General features: G+C 43.5%; 13 protein-coding genes. 10 read left to right on the top strand and 3 right to left on the bottom strand.

Translation table 11 applies throughout. The annotated features are described in order from the left end of the window. Nucleotides 1–42: 42 nt before the first annotated feature. The 3 genes from uvrA to AACW06_RS06565 form a co-directional block, all read right to left on the bottom strand. The gene (gene uvrA, locus AACW06_RS06575) at nt 43–2,865 is read right to left on the bottom strand and encodes an excinuclease ABC subunit UvrA (RefSeq protein ID WP_192074487.1); all 2,823 of its coding nucleotides are present in this window, start codon (nt 2,863–2,865) and stop codon (nt 43–45) included. Between the two features lie 185 nt (nt 2,866–3,050). Beyond that, nucleotides 3,051–3,920, bottom strand: coding sequence for a UTP--glucose-1-phosphate uridylyltransferase GalU (galU, locus tag AACW06_RS06570; RefSeq protein ID WP_192074481.1), 870 nt, complete (start codon nt 3,918–3,920; stop codon nt 3,051–3,053). 118 nt (nt 3,921–4,038) lie between these two features. Then, nucleotides 4,039–4,686, bottom strand: coding sequence for a LuxR C-terminal-related transcriptional regulator (locus AACW06_RS06565; protein ID WP_192074480.1), 648 nt, complete (start codon nt 4,684–4,686; stop codon nt 4,039–4,041). A gap of 310 nt (nt 4,687–4,996) precedes the next feature. Here AACW06_RS06565 and AACW06_RS06560 point away from each other — a divergent pair, with 310 nt between their 5' ends. The 10 genes from AACW06_RS06560 to AACW06_RS06515 all read left to right on the top strand — a co-directional run bounded on the left by AACW06_RS06560 (nt 4,997) and on the right by AACW06_RS06515 (nt 16,603). Further along, a complete protein-coding gene (locus tag AACW06_RS06560; RefSeq protein WP_192074479.1) occupies nt 4,997–5,527 on the top strand; it encodes a single-stranded DNA-binding protein in 531 nt (176 codons plus the stop codon). A gap of 143 nt (nt 5,528–5,670) precedes the next feature. Next, the gene (gene csrD, locus AACW06_RS06555) at nt 5,671–7,659 is read left to right on the top strand and encodes an RNase E specificity factor CsrD (protein WP_192074478.1); all 1,989 of its coding nucleotides are present in this window, start codon (nt 5,671–5,673) and stop codon (nt 7,657–7,659) included. 12 nt (nt 7,660–7,671) lie between these two features. Beyond that, nucleotides 7,672–9,111, top strand: coding sequence for an MSHA biogenesis protein MshI (locus AACW06_RS06550; RefSeq protein WP_192074477.1), 1,440 nt, complete (start codon nt 7,672–7,674; stop codon nt 9,109–9,111). Further along, nucleotides 9,111–9,755 (top strand): type II secretion system protein GspM, encoded by a 645-nt coding sequence (gene gspM, locus AACW06_RS06545; protein ID WP_192074476.1) that lies wholly within the window; start codon nt 9,111–9,113, stop codon nt 9,753–9,755. The genes AACW06_RS06550 and gspM overlap by 1 nt, the downstream gene beginning before the upstream one ends. Beyond that, nucleotides 9,745–10,071 (top strand): MSHA biogenesis protein MshK, encoded by a 327-nt coding sequence (locus AACW06_RS06540; protein WP_192074475.1) that lies wholly within the window; start codon nt 9,745–9,747, stop codon nt 10,069–10,071. Before gspM ends, AACW06_RS06540 begins: the two co-directional genes overlap by 11 nt. A 15-nt stretch (nt 10,072–10,086) precedes the next feature. Beyond that, nucleotides 10,087–11,760 carry a pilus (MSHA type) biogenesis protein MshL gene (gene mshL / locus AACW06_RS06535; protein ID WP_192074474.1) on the top strand — a complete coding sequence of 558 codons (1,674 nt, stop codon included), beginning with the start codon at nt 10,087–10,089 and terminating at the stop codon, nt 11,758–11,760. 5 nt (nt 11,761–11,765) lie between these two features. Beyond that, a complete protein-coding gene (locus AACW06_RS06530; protein ID WP_192074473.1) occupies nt 11,766–12,611 on the top strand; it encodes an ExeA family protein in 846 nt (281 codons plus the stop codon). After that, nucleotides 12,608–13,657, top strand: a complete 1,050-nt coding sequence (locus tag AACW06_RS06525) for a tetratricopeptide repeat protein (protein WP_192074472.1) — start codon at nt 12,608–12,610, stop codon at nt 13,655–13,657. Before AACW06_RS06530 ends, AACW06_RS06525 begins: the two co-directional genes overlap by 4 nt. Then, entirely contained in the window at nt 13,647–15,371 is a 1,725-nt protein-coding gene (locus tag AACW06_RS06520) for a GspE/PulE family protein (protein ID WP_192074471.1), read from the top strand. The genes AACW06_RS06525 and AACW06_RS06520 overlap by 11 nt, the downstream gene beginning before the upstream one ends. A gap of 8 nt (nt 15,372–15,379) precedes the next feature. Next, nucleotides 15,380–16,603 carry a type II secretion system F family protein gene (locus tag AACW06_RS06515; protein WP_192074470.1) on the top strand — a complete coding sequence of 408 codons (1,224 nt, stop codon included), beginning with the start codon at nt 15,380–15,382 and terminating at the stop codon, nt 16,601–16,603.

The raw sequence follows: 16,603 nt of genomic DNA, 5'->3' as shown, positions 1-16,603 counted from the left end.
CAGCCATCGTGAGTGCTGGTCTCTCTACTCTACCGTTTTTTTCTATTTCAACATAGGCTTAAGAAAGCGAGCTGTGTGAGATATGTCGACCTGTGCGACATCTTCTGGAGTCCCTTGGGCAATAATTTGGCCACCACCTTGACCACCTTCTGGCCCTAAATCAATGATCCAGTCTGCGGTTTTCACTACATCTAAATTGTGCTCAATCACCACCATGGTATTGCCATGGTCACGTAGGCGGTGCAGGACAATCAACAGTTGTTGGATATCGTGGAAGTGAAGACCTGTTGTTGGTTCATCCAAGATGTACAAGGTTTTACCGGTATCACGTTTAGATAACTCACGAGCTAGCTTGACTCGTTGTGCTTCCCCCCCTGACAGGGTTGTGGCCGCTTGTCCGAGACGAATATAGGATAAGCCGACATCAATTAATGTTTTTAGCTTACGCGCAATGACGGGAACTGGTTCAAAGAATTGATACGCATCTTCTACCGTCATTTCGAGTACTTCATCAATCGCTTTGCCTTTGTAGCGTACTTCTAGCGTTTCACGGTTATAGCGTTTGCCTTTACATACATCGCAAGGGACGTAAACATCAGGTAAGAAATGCATTTCTACTTTGATAACACCATCACCTTGGCAAGCTTCGCAGCGACCACCACGCACGTTGAAACTAAAGCGGCCCGGTTTATAACCACGAGATCGTGATTCTTGAGTTCCGGAAAATAGCTCACGAATTGGTGTAAAAATGCCTGTATAGGTCGCAGGATTTGAGCGCGGTGTTCTGCCTATTGGGCTTTGGTCGATATCAATAACCTTATCAAAATGTTCCAACCCTTTTATTTTCTTGTAGGGGGCTGGTGTAGCAGTAGTAGCACCATTTAAAGCGGTATGAGCAATCTTAAAAAATGTGTCATTGATAAGGGTGGATTTACCAGAACCAGAAACACCAGTGATGCAACTAAATAAACCTACAGGTATCGATAAATCGACATCTTTCAAGTTATTGCCTGATGCACCAATAAGCTCAACGGTTTTCTTTGGATCTCTCGGAGTACGTTGCTGAGGGATGGCGATTTCTTTTACGCCACTGAGATACTGACCTGTAAGTGAGTTAGGGTTGGCAATGATTTGGTCGACATTTCCTTCCGCTACTACTTGCCCCCCATGAACACCAGCTCCTGGACCAATGTCGATGACATGGTCAGCCATACGGATTGCGTCTTCATCATGCTCCACAACCAGCACGGTATTGCCGAGATCGCGCAGATGGGTCAATGTTTTCAATAGCCGTTCGTTATCACGCTGGTGGAGACCAATTGACGGTTCATCTAAAACGTACATTACACCGACTAAGCCAGCACCAATTTGACTTGCGAGTCGAATACGTTGGGCTTCACCGCCCGAGAGTGTTTCAGCGCTGCGAGAGAGGTTTAGGTAGTTAAGCCCTACGTTGACCAAGAAGTGTAAGCGATCATTGATCTCTTTCATTACCTTTTCAGCAATTTGTGCTTTTTGCCCAGTCAGCGCTAAGGTTTGGAAGAATTGCAGCGCGTCGGCGATACTAAGCTCAACCACTTCAGGTAGTGCCGTATTGTTGATAAACACATTGCGAGCCTCAACACGTAGGCGTGTACCATCACAACTGGTGCAAGGTTTGGTTGAAATGTATTTCACCAAATCTTCACGCACCGAATTTGATTCTGTATCACGGTAACGGCGCTCAAGGGTATTAAGAATCCCTTCAAATGGGTGGCGTTTAACACGAATGTCACCACGGTCATTGATATAATTGAACTCGATTTCAGTTCTGCCAGAGCCTTTTAAAATGATCTCTTGGACTTTTTTCGGTAATTTTTTGAATGGCACATGCAAGTCAAAATCATAATGTGTTGCAAGTGAGGTGAGCATTTGGAAGTAGTAATAGTTTTTTTGATCCCACCCGCGAATCGCTCCTTGCGCTAAACTCAAATTGCTGTCTTGTATTACGCGTTCAGGATCGAAGTATTGTTGTACTCCTAAGCCATCACAGGTGTGGCAGGCCCCTGCTGGGTTATTGAACGAAAACAGTCGAGGCTCAAGCTCTTGCATGCTGTAACCACAATGTGGGCAGGCAAAGTTAGCCGAAAATACAATTTCTTCCCCTTTACCATCCATATCCGTTACGACTGCAATACCGCCAGATAACTCAAGAGTGGTTTCAAAAGATTCAGCGAGGCGTTGCTGTAAGTCGTTGCGAACTTTGAAGCGATCAACCACTACTTCAATGGTGTGCTTTTTATGCAGTTCTAGTGTTGGAGGATCGGAAAGATCGCAAGTTTCACCATCTATACGGGCACGAATAAAACCTTGGGCTGCAAGGTTTTCCAATGTTTTGACGTGCTCACCTTTGCGCTCTTTGACGATGGGCGCTAGCAGCATCATTTTTGAGCCTTCGGGGAGCTCAAGAACCTTATCGACCATTTGGCTAACGGTTTGTGCGCTTAATGGCACTTTGTGTTCTGGGCAACGAGGCTCACCAACACGAGCATAAAGTAGGCGTAAATAGTCGTAGACTTCAGTAATAGTGCCGACTGTCGAACGTGGGTTATGTGATGTTGATTTTTGTTCAATAGATATCGCTGGAGAAAGCCCTTCAATATGGTCTACATCGGGTTTTTCCATTAAAGATAAGAATTGGCGAGCATAGGCAGAAAGAGATTCAACATAGCGACGTTGCCCTTCCGCATATAAAGTATCAAAGGCAAGCGACGATTTTCCTGACCCTGAAAGTCCAGTAATTACGATTAATTTATCGCGTGGGATAATCAGGTTGATATTTTTTAGATTGTGGGTGCGTGCGCCCCTAACTTCGATTTTATCCATCATCTATGCTCTATGTAACACCAAGTGTGGCAAGTATTGCATAGTGTGAGTTTTGTGCAAATAGATACTGGATAAAAAAACAGTAATTAAAAGGCCACGCAGTTTAACGTGGCTTTATTGGCAACTATTTTGCTTCATAAGATGCTTAACTAAACAGCAACTAAGGCCTGAACAATTTAGGTAAGTTAAGCTTTGTGCGTTGAATGTTTGTCTAGCGCGACTTTCTGCTCATTTTTCTTATACATGTTTTCAAAACAGTAGTTAGTGGCCTCGATATAGCCTTCAACACTACCGCAGTCAAAACGTTGTCCTTTGAATTTATAAGCAAGCACGCAACCTGACTTCGCTTGTTTAAGCAATGCATCGGTGATTTGGATTTCCCCACCTTTACCAGGTTCTGTTTGCTCAATTAAGTCAAAAATATCAGGCGTTAAGATGTAGCGGCCGATGATGGCAAGGTTGCTTGGCGCGGTACCTGGTTCTGGTTTTTCAACCATGTCATCAACACGGAATAGATCATCTTTAATCATCTCACCAGAGATAACACCGTACTTGTGTGTTTCATCGTCAGGAACTTCTTGAACCGCAACAATAGAACAACGGAATTGTTTGTACAGAGCGACCATTTGCGCCAGAACACCTCGTTCTTCATTAACACAAAGGTCATCGGCAAGCACGACAGCAAAAGGTTCATCACCAATCAGCTCACGACCAGTTAAGATTGCGTGACCCAAGCCTTTCATTTCACGTTGACGAATATAGGTAAAGTTAGCGGTATCGATGATTTCACGGATATCAACCAGCAGCTCTTCTTTGTTGGTGCCACTGATTTGATGTTCTAATTCATAGTTCTTATCAAAGTGATCCATGATCGAGTGTTTACCTCGTCCGGTCACGATACACATTCCCGTCATCCCGGCTTGAATCGCTTCTTCAACGCCGTACTCGATCAGTGGTTTATTAACCACTGGCATCATTTCTTTTGGCATTGATTTAGTCGCTGGAAGAAAACGCGTACCGTAGCCAGCGGCTGGGAATAGGCACTTTTTGATCATGCTATAACCTTATAATTGTGAATAATAATTGGAAGATGGCGCAACCTTACCACGCTTTACTGGTGGGTATCATCATCAACACTTTGATGATGATGAAATTCTGTGCCATGCCTCATAATTAAGATAGTATGTTTTGATTTGCCCAAGCGATCGCTTGTGAGCGTTTTTTTACCGAGAGTTTTTTGAATATTTGATAAAGATGAGACTTCACGGTGAACTCACTAATGAACAGGCTTTCAGCCATCTGACTGTTGGATGCTCCGGTTTGAAGGCTACGCAAAATTTGCACCTCGCGAGCGGTTAAATCGGTAATGACCTGTGCAGTATGAGACTCAAAAGTATAACGGTAATAATGCAATAATTGACTGGTGACATGGCGAGGTAGCCAGTTTTGGCCATTAATGATCTCACCGAGTCCATGTGCGATGCTTTCGAAACTATCGCTACGGTAAAATAGCCCCTTTAAATGACCAAATGTGAGCAATTCATCGGTGGTAAGACGCTGTGATACGTTGAATAATATCGTTTCGTGGTGATTGCTGTTTAGTGGGTTATTGCCTAGCTGTTGCTTAAGTTGTGTATAGTTACCGTAATCAATCATTAGTATTTTATGTTTGTCAAAACCGCTAGATTGGCGCAGTGCTTCTGGCTCTATTTGGGGGATCGGTAGCGCTAATAGCGAGGTAAGCTGTTCGATATAGGGTGAGGAGCTTTGAGCATCTAAACACAAAAAATAAATGGTGCGGGTATAGTTGGCTTTTCTCATTTTAACGTCCTGTTAATGGGATATCCTTTATTTACTCAGTGGATAACAATTATCCATCTGTCGCGAAAATGAACTAACTGCCCAAATAATGCGAATCAAAGAAACGAGATTGCGTTTGGTTTCATATGAGAAAGTAAATGAGTATTTTATCACCATTAATTTTGAGGGAGCTGCTCTAAAAAAAGAGAAAAAGGGTGGGGCATAGTGCTGAATATTTGTCAGTCTCTCTATGTATATTTGTACCCCGCGTAAAGCGTGGTATCCTAGTTAGCTATTTTTAGAACACTCATGATGGAAGACGGAGCAAAACATGGCAAGCCGTGGAGTAAATAAAGTTATTTTAGTGGGTAACCTAGGTAACGACCCAGAAATTCGTTATATGCCAAGTGGCGGTGCTGTGGCAAATATCACCATCGCAACGTCAGAGTCATGGCGTGATAAAGCAACGGGTGAGCAACGTGAAAAAACCGAATGGCACCGTGTTGCACTATTTGGCAAATTAGCTGAAGTCGCTGGTGAATACTTGCGTAAAGGTTCGCAGGTTTATATCGAAGGCCAATTACAAACGCGTAAGTGGCAAGATCAAAGTGGCCAAGACCGTTATACAACAGAAGTTGTTGTTCAAGGTTTTAACGGCGTAATGCAAATGTTAGGTGGCCGTGCTCAAGGCGGTGCACCTGCACAAGGTGGTATGTCACAGCCTCAGCAACAAGGTGGATGGGGACAACCTCAACAACCAGCGATGCAGCAGCAACCTCAAAAGCAGCAGTCTGCACCTCAACAGGCTCAGCCACAATATAACGAGCCGCCGATGGATTTTGATGACGACATCCCATTCTAAACGCTCCAATTTCGAAAAAAGCCGCGAAAACCGCGGCTTTTTTATATAGTTATCATTAGGTCAGCACGCCCTAGTTAAGACTTTCTTATCTGTCGGCACATTTTCTTTTTATATGGTTTGAATCGAAAAGGAATTCAGTATTCATGCGGTATACCCCCACATTGAAACTGAGCACGCGCTTAGGGACATTTGTTACCTTAATCGTTACCAGTGCGATGTTTATTTTGTTTATTGGTGGAACCTTGTCTTTTCAGCGTATAGGACAAGAGTACCTCAATCACTATCTGACCGGGATTGTGGAAGTCGTAGACAAAGAAATGGAAGACCCTGACGCTGCCTATTCAATGCAACGTTGGATGCCTAAAATGTTGCAAGCCAGTAATATTGTCGAGATGCAGCTAACTTCACAAGCGGGTGTTATCTATCGCTTTAAAGATACCTCTTCAACAATTGCACCTGAGCGTCTTTATCATATTGATATCCCCTTGCAGCGCAATCCCAGTTATAGCGTCTCTTTCAAAGCCATTCCTCCATACCTTGGCTACAGCTATTCGTTAGGAGCGATGTGGTCCATTACCCTAGCGGTCGGGCTGATAGTTTTCTGTTTGATCAGAGGCATCAAATGGTTGAAAGAGCAGTTGATAGGATCTGAATTGCTTGAAGAGCGTGGTCGTATGATCTTAGCTGGTCGAGTAGAGCAATATGCGCAAGGGGATCACCGTGAGTGGCCTTACACCGCAAGTGAAGCACTTGATGTGTTAATTGATGAGCTGCAAGATGCCCGTCAAGAGCGCAGTCGATTCGATACTTTCATTCGTACTCAGACTTTCTTAGACAAACTGACCGGAACAGCTAACCGCGTATTATTTGATAGCAAATTGGAATCCGCTCTACTTGAAAGTGGTGCTCGTGGTGGAGTGTTGATGATACGTATTGATGATTGGGATTCTCTGTGCGAAGAGTGCGGTAAAAAAGTCGCGGATGAGCTGATCGTCGAAGTGGGTGAAAGTATTTCTAATGTGATACAGCGTTATCCTGATGTTATATTGTCGCGCTATTACGATGCGGATTTTGCTATTTTTGTGCCTCATCAGGGCGTCAAAGAGGTCGCCTCTATCGCAGTGCAATGCCTGAAATTATTTGCACGTGTTAACCCTCCAGAGCCTCTTGATCCAGAAAATTGGTGCCACATTGGTATCAGCATGTACAGCGAAGGCGAGCGACGTGGCCGAGTATTGGATGAGGCTGAAACTGCACTGAAAAGTGCGCAGTTACAAAGTGTGAATACTTGGAGTCGTTTTAAAAAGAGCAATTTTATTCAAGAAGAGCGAGGAAATGTTCGTTGGAGAACCTTGTTTGATCAAGTGCTTACTCCAGATGCTATTTTGTTGTGCCGACAGTCTTGTTATTTAATTGAAAAATCAAATGATTTAAAATGGGTACATAATGAATTATTTGTTCGTATTGATGATCCTGAGTTGGGCGTGCTCAAAGCTTCTCGGTTTCATGCTGCGCTAGAAACCGTCGGTTATGAAATGATGATGGATCGTGCGGTGCTATTGAAAGTGCTGCGCTTATTAAAAACATCAGAACTTACTGATCCGGTTTCAGTTAATATGCACGTAATCCCTTTTGCTGATAAACCATACTTCAAATGGTTTAGATATGAGTTACTTCAACTCTCTTCTGATGTTAGGGGCTTGCTCTCATTTGAATTTCCAGAAGGGCGATTAGTACAGCACCTTGATTATATGCGGCCTGTGATAAAAATGATTTCAAACCTAGGCGCTAAAGTGGTCGTGAGTCAAGCAGGTAGAACCATCGTCAGCACTCATTACATAAAAGATTTAAACATTGATTATCTAAAGTTACATCGCAGTTTGGTTAAAAAAATAGACCAAAGGCATGAGAATCAACTGTTTGTTCGTAGTATGCTTGGTGTTTGTAGTGGAACTCAGACACAGGTTATTGCTGTTGGTGTTGAGACTGAACAAGAATGGCAAACATTGCAAAACCTTGGTATTCAAGGTGGTCAAGGGAGATTGTTTGAAGAAGAACTTCCCTTGTTACCAGAAAAAATAGCTGGTCGTACTGTAAAAGCAGGGCGAAGAAATCGTTGGCGTAAAAAATAAAAGCGATCCTCAATGAATGTTCAGTCACTGATTGAAAAAATAAAACCATCAAAAGCGGCGACTAAACAACTTTTTGTTGTTGTACAGCCAGAGGCTATCTATTTCTCCTCGTTAGAGGGCATTACTTTGCCAAGGGAGGTTCCTCTTAAGGGAGCAACGTGGCAGAGTGTATTACTCGATAGCGTAAAGGCGCTTAATGCAAAAGGTTTGGTGGTTCACCTTGTTTTGCACTCCAACCTTTATCAAACCTATCAAATTGAAAAACCAAATTTACCGAAGGAAGAATGGTCGGTAGCGCTGCCATTTTTACTTAAGGATCTGATTACCGAAAAAGTGACCGAAATCGTTGCGGATGCTTTTCCGTTGCCTATTGGCAATAAAATTCAGGCTTATGTGGTGGCAAAACGTTTGGTACTGGAGGTTAGTGCATTATTGCAAGCCAACGGTTTGTTACTGGGTAAGGTTATCCCTGAAAGTGAAGTGTGGGCACACAGTGCTGGGGAATTAGGTAACTTTCTTTTATTGCATCGCAATAAAAATAGCAGTTTTAAATTCGATGCATTTATTGACCGTAAATGCAGTTTTCAACGCACCATGAGAGGTGTGGTTCCTCCTATAACTGGCGTAGCAAGTTCAGCATTACAACTTGATGGGTTAGCTCTAGAGCTGCAACGTTCGATAGATTACCTTTCATCGCAACTGAAAGGTGCCTCACTTCATCAGTTAAAAGTGCAGTGTGATGAAGAAGATCAACAAGAGTTAGTCGATGCGTTAAATGAGCGTTTAAGCGTTAAAGTTTCTTTATTAGATGATCGCCACCCTGATTCAGTGGATCTTTTGCTCGAAAAAATTACCAGTATTAATGATGAGATGCTAAATCTGTATCCAGATCATCTCAAACCGAAGAAAGACTATTTTTCTTTATCTGCAGTGGCTACAGTATGTGGTGGCGTGACATTGTTAATGTTGCTTATGTATGTCGGTTATCAATGGCAAAATCAGCGCCAACTTCGACAGTTACAAATGGTACAAAGCGAAGCTCAAACACTGAACGTTCAATTTGAACAAATGAAACAAAAAGCAGACCGCCATAAACCATCAGCGGATAAAATCGCCGCAATTGAGCGACTTAAGCTTGAAATAAAAGCCAAGCAAGACTCTTTAAATGCCGTGCATCAATTCGATGAATCGCAACAAGTAGGCTATTCAGGAGTGATGCGCTCATTGGCCAAATTAAGTCGCAATGATATTTCATTAACCTCAATCGAGATCGATTCAGACAAGCTTGATCTTCACGGTCTCGCTCGTGAAGCTAAAGTGATTCCTAATTGGTTAAGCCAGTTTAAAAGTGAGCTTAACTTGGTTGGACGTAGCTTTGAGAAGCTGAAAATAGGTCGTAATGAGCAAGACATCATCACCTTTGAGCTTAAAACAACGGAAGGTGATAAATAATGAATTGGCAGGATCTCAATAACAAATTCTCAAAACTTAGCCCGCGCGAGAAAGTGTTAATTGCACTGTGTGGGCTGGTGGTCAGCGTATTGTTGATTTTTAGCTTATTACTGGAACCGACACTGAAGTCAATCACAGCCAATAAATTGCAACTTCAATTGCTTGAGCAAAGCAATCAGCGTATTCAAGGCGATATTCTGTTACTTACTGCTAAACTCAATAAAGATCCAAATCAAGAGATTGATATAGAGTTCAAACAGTTATTAGAGCAAAGCCAAGCGCTGTCACTGGAGTTATCCAAAGTGGTCGACAGCTTGATCACACCTGCGCAAATGGCAGAACAGTTAGAAAGCGTGTTAGCGAACAGTCAAAATTTAAAACTTGTGTCGCTAGAGTCTTTGAGTGCAGAATCGATAGCCAATAACAGTAAAACATCAGAATATTCAGGCTATTATGTCCACCCGGTTCGACTTGAGTTTACTGGGGAATATTTTGCAATTTTAAACTATCTCGCCAGTCTGGAAAGTTTACCAATGAAGTATTACTGGCGTCACTTTCAATACTCGGTGGAAGATTACCCTCAAGCCAGAGTGATCATGGAAGTGTATACGTTAGGGGTTAGACAGGAGTTTATTGGTGGCTAAGGTTGTTTTCTCATTATTGTTGTCGGCTATTGCATTCCACAGTTGGGCAACGCAAGACCCTACCGCACCATTAGGCTGGGTAGAACAAAGTGTTGTTCGAGCTAAAAAGGTAGTTAGCTATCCGCTACCTACTTTGCAAAGTATTACCTGCCAGCAAAAGACACCATGTGTTGCCGTATTGAATGACGAGGTAATCACCGTTGGGGAGTCATTGAGGGGCTATACCGTGCAAGCTATTGAACCTCAACAAGTGACGCTTTCTCGTGGAGGAAGGTTATGGAACTTAGGCCTCTTTTCCCTAGATATTAAGCAGTAAGGTAGTAGAAATCGTATGCGTAAAATCGTATTAGGCGTGTTGATTACATCATTAGTGGGTTGTTCGATGGGACATCGTGATCCAGTAGAGATTAAGCAATCTTTAAATCAGTCGATTAATGAATCGAATGGCCGAAACTTAGACGCGCTTCCTCCTTCTGTGGAAGCTGATCTTATGCCTGACATCGAAGGGGTAACACCACGTAGCCAAGAAACGGTGAAGCGTTTTCGAATTAAAGCCAATAATGTCGAGGCAAAAGCCTTCTTTGCCAGTTTGGTCAAAGGAACAGAATTTAGTGCTGCTATTCACCCTAATGTTGAAGGACGTGTAACGGTTAACTTAACCGATGTCACACTTGATGATGTACTATCGGTTGTACGCGATATGTATGGATTTGAAATCACCAAAAAAGGCAAAGTGATTCAGGTCTATCCGGCTGGCTTACGTACGGTGACGATTCCTGTTGATTATTTGCAACTCAAGCGCACTGGTCGCTCGCTGACATCGATTAGCACCGGTACCATCACCAACACTGATACGGGCTCGAATAACAGTTCTGGGTCTTCACGTAACTCAAGCTTGAGCGTGAGTTCAGATTCAGACTCAACTACTGTCAAATCATCAACCAATACTAAAGGCGGCACTGAAATAGAAACCATCAGTGAGAGTGACTTTTGGCCGCAGTTAGAAAAAGCCGTTTTGCAGTTGATTGGTTCAGGGCAGGGACAGAGTGTTGTCGTAACGCCTCAAGCCAGTGTGATTACGGTTCGCGCTTACCCTGATGAAATTCGCGAAGTGCGCAATTTTCTCGGGATTTCTCATGACCGAATGCAACGTCAGGTCATTTTAGAAGCCAAAATTCTTGAGGTAACGTTAAGTGATGGATACCAACAAGGTATCAATTGGTCGAAGATGTTCTCCTCAAATGGCAACAGTTACACCATAGGTGCTGGCAGTATCGTCAAAGATGCCGCGGGCAATATTTTACCGGCAGCTTTGCCTGTACTAGATTCGATCGGTGCATTGTTGGGTGGCCAGTCAAATGTTGTGATATCAAGTGGTAGCTTTGATGCTGTGTTGAGCTTTATGGGTACACAAGGTGATCTCAATGTTCTTTCTAGCCCACGAATAACGGCATCCAATAACCAAAAAGCAGTGATTAAAGTTGGGGCTGATGAATATTATGTGACTGATTTATCGAGTGTCGTGGGTAATGGTGATAACTCAAATGTTGCACCTGAAGTTGAATTAACGCCATTCTTTTCTGGTATTTCTCTGGATGTGACACCGCAAATTGATGACCAAGGGAATGTATTTCTCCATGTTCATCCTGCGGTCATTGAAGTCGAGCAGCAGAATAAAGAAATTGATTATGGTGAGACGAAAATCATTTTACCTCTAGCAAAAAGCACGATTCGAGAGTCTGACTCCATTATTCGAGCTCAGGATGGCGATGTTGTGGTCATTGGTGGTTTGATGAAGTCCAACAATATAAATCAAGTCTCTAAAGTCCCATTTTTAGGTGACATTCCTGCACTTGGGCACTTATTTAGAAATACATCTAAAATCACCCAAAAAACAGAACTGGTTATTTTGCTTAAACCAACCGTTGTTGGTGTCAATACTTGGCAAAAAGAGCTCGAACGTTCACGTGAATTGCTGCAGGAGTGGTTCCCAGACGAAGAATAGACACCATGTATCTTGAGCATTTTGGCTTTGAGCAATTACCTTTTCACTTAACGCCCAATACCTCGTTGTTTTTGGGGTTAGCCCCACATTATGAAGCGATTCAGACGGTGAGTGCTGCGATTGAGTTAGGTGAGGGGGTGATCAAGATAACGGGTGAAGTGGGGACGGGCAAGACCATGGTTTGCCGGATGTTGATCAATCACCTGCAACCACATATCGAGTTAATTTACCTGCCCAACCCCGCCTTAAATGGTCGAGAACTGCGGCAAGCGGTTGCGAATGAATTAGGGCTGGGCAAACAAAATGAAGCTGATATTGTTGACCAAATTCAGAAGCAACTGATTTCGCTCAAGCAGCAAGGAAAAAGAGTGGTCGCTATCGTTGATGAAGCACAGGCCTTACCTGACGATGCATTAGAAATATTAAGGTTATTTGGTAACTTAGAAACTGAATACACCAAATTACTGCAATTGGTTTTGATCGGGCAACCCGAGTTGGATGAGCGTTTAGCACAGCACCATTTGCGACAATTTCGTCAGCGGATAACATTTAGTGCCTCTCTGCGACCTTTATCATTAGATGAGTCTGTTGCTTATGTCGATAGCCGTATCACTAAATCCGGCGCTAAAACGGAACTGTTTAGTCTTGAACAGAAAAAAGCCATCTGGCGAGCGAGTCATGGAATACCACGTTTGATTAATCAAGTTTGTCATAAAGCACTATTGCTCGCATTTACTCAGGGGCAATCGAGTATTGATAATCAACACCTATTTACAGCTATTCACGACACTTTTGATACCTGTAAGCCTAAGTTTAAACGCCCTTTTATTTGGGGATGGAGTCAGTCATGAGTGCTATTAATAATGCGCTATCCGAACTTGCGCAGCAACGCCCGACGATGGCGATCCTTGAACAAGCAAAGGTTGCCAAAGTAAAGCGCAGCCGAGCTTGGTTATGGTTAGTTGCCGGCTTTGCTGCCAGTTTAGCTGTTGGTGGTTGGGCTGTTTCACAGCAGCAAGTGACGGTTAGCGAGCAAGTCAGCACATTGACAACCCCCATTGCTTTTAGTGAGCAAGAGGTTCCGTCACCGACCAAAAAAATAGTGACCAATGATGGTCAGGTTTATTCAGTGCCCTCGTTACAGTCTCGCACTGATTCTAAATTATATGTTGAAGTGCAGCGTGTGCCTTCTCCTGCTGAACCAGAAAAAAATGCACCGATTAAGATTGCGCAAGTTGCGTCAATACCAGAGACTTCTGTGATTGTCGATACATCTAGTGTGATGATCGAACAAGTCGAGTTAACCCCACAGCAACTTGCAGAAAAAGCGATGCAGCGCGCCGCTAAAGCGGTAGACAGTAATTCACTGAAAGAAGCCTTAGATTCGTACAACGAAGTATTGCGTTACACTCCTGATAATGACATTGCTCGCCAAAAATTGGCCGCTTTATATTACGGTAAAGGTGATGCACGTAAGGCTTTCGATATCTTGCAGGCTGGTATCAAATCGAATTATGAAGGTGAAGCGTTACGTATTGCTTTGGCTAAATTACTGCTTAAAGAAAAGCAAACCGAGGCGGCATTAACCCCATTAGTGCACTTACCGCATAATCCTTCCGTGGACTATCTTGCGCTGCGGGCAGCGTTAGCACAAAAAGTGAAACAAGATACGATGGCTTTGGAAAGCTACCAATCTTTAGTCAAGCTAGACAGTGAGAATGCTCGCTGGTGGCTTGGGCTTGCGATTACCCAAGAGCGAAATATGGATTTAAGCGCAGCTAAATACTCTTATCAACAATCACTCACTAAAGTCGGGCTCTCTAATCAGTCACAGTTATTTATTCGTGATCGCCTGAAAGTGCTCGGTAGTTTAGAGGAGAGTGCAAATGCAAATTAAGTTACGTAAACGGCTAGGTGATCTGCTGGTTGAAGAAGGCATCATTACTGAAGAGCAGGTTGGACAAGCACTTGCCGTGCAAAAAAACACCGGTCGTAAACTCGGTGACACCCTTATCGAACTTGGTTTTTTATCGGAACAGCAAATGTTGAGCTTTTTGTCTCAGCAACTGTCTCTACCTTTAATTGATTTGAGCAGAGCGAACGTCGATATTGACGCGGTGCAACTACTGCCTGAAGTTCATGCGCGCCGTCTACGTGCTCTAGTTATTGGTCAAAATGGCGACATACTGCGCGTGGCAATGAGTGATCCTGCGGATCTCTTTGCCCAAGAATCACTGTTAACTCAACTGCCGCAATATCGCTTTGAATTTGCTATCGCACATGAAAAACAATTGGTTGAAGGGTTTGACCGTTACTACCGCCGTACAAAAGAAATTGCCTCCTTTGCCGAACAGTTACAGCTTGAGCACCAAGGTAACGATGCATTTGATTTTGATATTGGTGGAGACGATAGTGATGAAGTTACGGTTGTTAAGCTGATTAACTCACTATTTGAAGATGCGATTCAAGTCGGGGCATCGGATATTCATATCGAACCCGATGCCAATGTGTTGCGTTTGCGTCAGCGTATTGATGGCGTATTGCATGAAACCCTCCTCAATGAAACTAACATTGCTTCTGCGTTAGTACTGCGTTTAAAGCTGATGGCAAACCTTGATATTTCAGAAAAACGCCTACCACAAGATGGTCGTTTTAATATCCGAGTCAAAGGCCAATCGGTCGATATTCGTATGTCTACCATGCCAGTGCAATATGGTGAGTCAGTGGTGATGCGCTTGCTCAATCAGTCTTCTGGAGTCCGTAAGCTAGAAGAATCAGGTATTCCCGATGATCTGCTTAAGCGTTTGCGTCGCCAACTTAAACGCCCACATGGCATGATATTAGTCACTGGGCCAACCGGTTCAGGTAAAACCACCACCTTGTACGGTGCGTTGTCCGAACTCAATGTTCCGGGCAAAAAAATCATTACTGCTGAAGATCCAGTCGAGTATCGTCTACCGCGTGTTAACCAAGTACAAATCAATACCAAAATTGATCTCGATTTTTCAAAAGTACTCAGAACCTTTTTGCGTCAAGACCCAGATATCATTCTCGTTGGTGAGATGCGTGATCAAGAAACGGTTGAAATTGGTTTACGTGCAGCGCTAACCGGTCACTTGGTGCTTAGTACGTTGCATACCAATGATGCGGTCGACAGTGCTTTACGGATGATGGATATGGGCGCGCCAGGTTATTTAGTAGCCAGTGCCGTACGTGCTGTAGTGGCACAACGTTTGGTACGTAAAGTGTGCCCAGATTGTAAGACCAATGAGGAAGTGGATGAAGCTCGTAAACAGTGGTTAGCGGTTCGTTTCCCAAACCAAGTCGAGGCGACATTTACTCATGGTCGCGGTTGTCAAAACTGTAATTTAACCGGATACCGTGGTCGAATTGGTGTGTTTGAAATGCTCGAGCTGGAACACGGCATGATGGATGCTTTAAGGGCAAATGATGCGGTTGGCTTTGCCGCTGCTGCGCGTCAATCCGAGCAGTATAAACCACTGCTGGCATCTGCAATGGAATTTGCGTTGCAAGGTATCGTCAGTTTAGATGAAGTGATGAACTTGGGTGAAGGTGATTCATCGGGCGTCATCCAAGCGATTTATTTATAGGATAACCAATGCCAACTTATCGCTATCAAGGCCGAAATTTAGATGGCAGTAAAGCCTCGGGGCAAGTGGATGCTCCAACTGAAGAGCTGGCCGCTGAAGCTTTATTTAATAAAGGGGTTATTCCGACGCTAATCTCATCAGACAAAGGCTCGGCTGGTTTTAATGTTGACTGGAAAAGCGTATTCACACCAGCAGTACCGCTCGAAGTATTGGTGATATTTTGTCGTCAACTTTATAGCTTAACCAAAGCTGGGGTGCCGTTATTACGCTCAATGAAAGGGTTGATCCAAAATTGCGCCAATAAACAGTTAAAAGAAGCATTAGAAGAGGTCAGTGCTGAATTGACAAACGGGCGCAGTTTGTCTGGCTCAATGCAATTACACCCTAAAGTGTTTAGCCCATTATTCGTCTCTATGATTCAGGTCGGGGAGAATACAGGCCGGCTTGATGAGGCGTTATTGCAACTTTCTCACTATTACGAACAAGAAGTGGAAACCCGTAAGCGGATTAAAACGGCAATGCGTTATCCAACGTTTGTGATTAGCTTTATCGTGGTCGCACTATTCATTCTCAACATTAAAGTGATACCTCAATTTTCCAGTATGTTTAGTCGTTTTGGTGTCGACTTGCCGCTACCGACGCGTATTTTGATTGGTATGTCAGATTTTTTTGTCAACTATTGGCCAATGATGGTCGGCGTTATTATTGGTGGTTTATTTGGATTTAGAGCGTGGTTGAATACCGCAGCCGGTCGTGAAAAATGGGATAAATTTCGCCTGCGAATGCCCATTGTCGGTGGCATAGTTAACAGAGCTCAGCTTGCGCGTTTCTCTCGCACCTTCGCGTTAATGTTGAAAGCAGGTATACCGCTTAACCAAGCTGTCGCTTTATCTGCAGAAGCATTAGATAATAAGTTTTTAGAGTCTCGGCTATTGGAAATGAAAGCCGCGATTGAAGCTGGGACAAGCGTGTCAGCTACAGCAATTAATGCGCATATCTTTACCCCATTAGTCATTCAGATGATTTCAGTGGGTGAAGAAACGGGACGTATTGATGAGTTGTTGCTGGAAGTCGCTGATTTCTATGATCGAGAAGTGGATTACGATCTTAAAACATTAACGGCTCGCATCGAACCGATTTTATTGGTGATTGTCGCTGGTATGGTATTGGTGCTAGCACTGGGTATTTTCTTACCAATGTGGGGCATGTTAGACGCGATTAAAGGTCGTTAA

The organism is Vibrio sp. S12_S33 (assembly GCF_963889785.1).
In the GTDB taxonomy this organism is placed as follows: domain Bacteria; phylum Pseudomonadota; class Gammaproteobacteria; order Enterobacterales; family Vibrionaceae; genus Vibrio; species Vibrio aestuarianus.
This window is presented reverse-complemented; position numbering and strand designations above follow the sequence as displayed.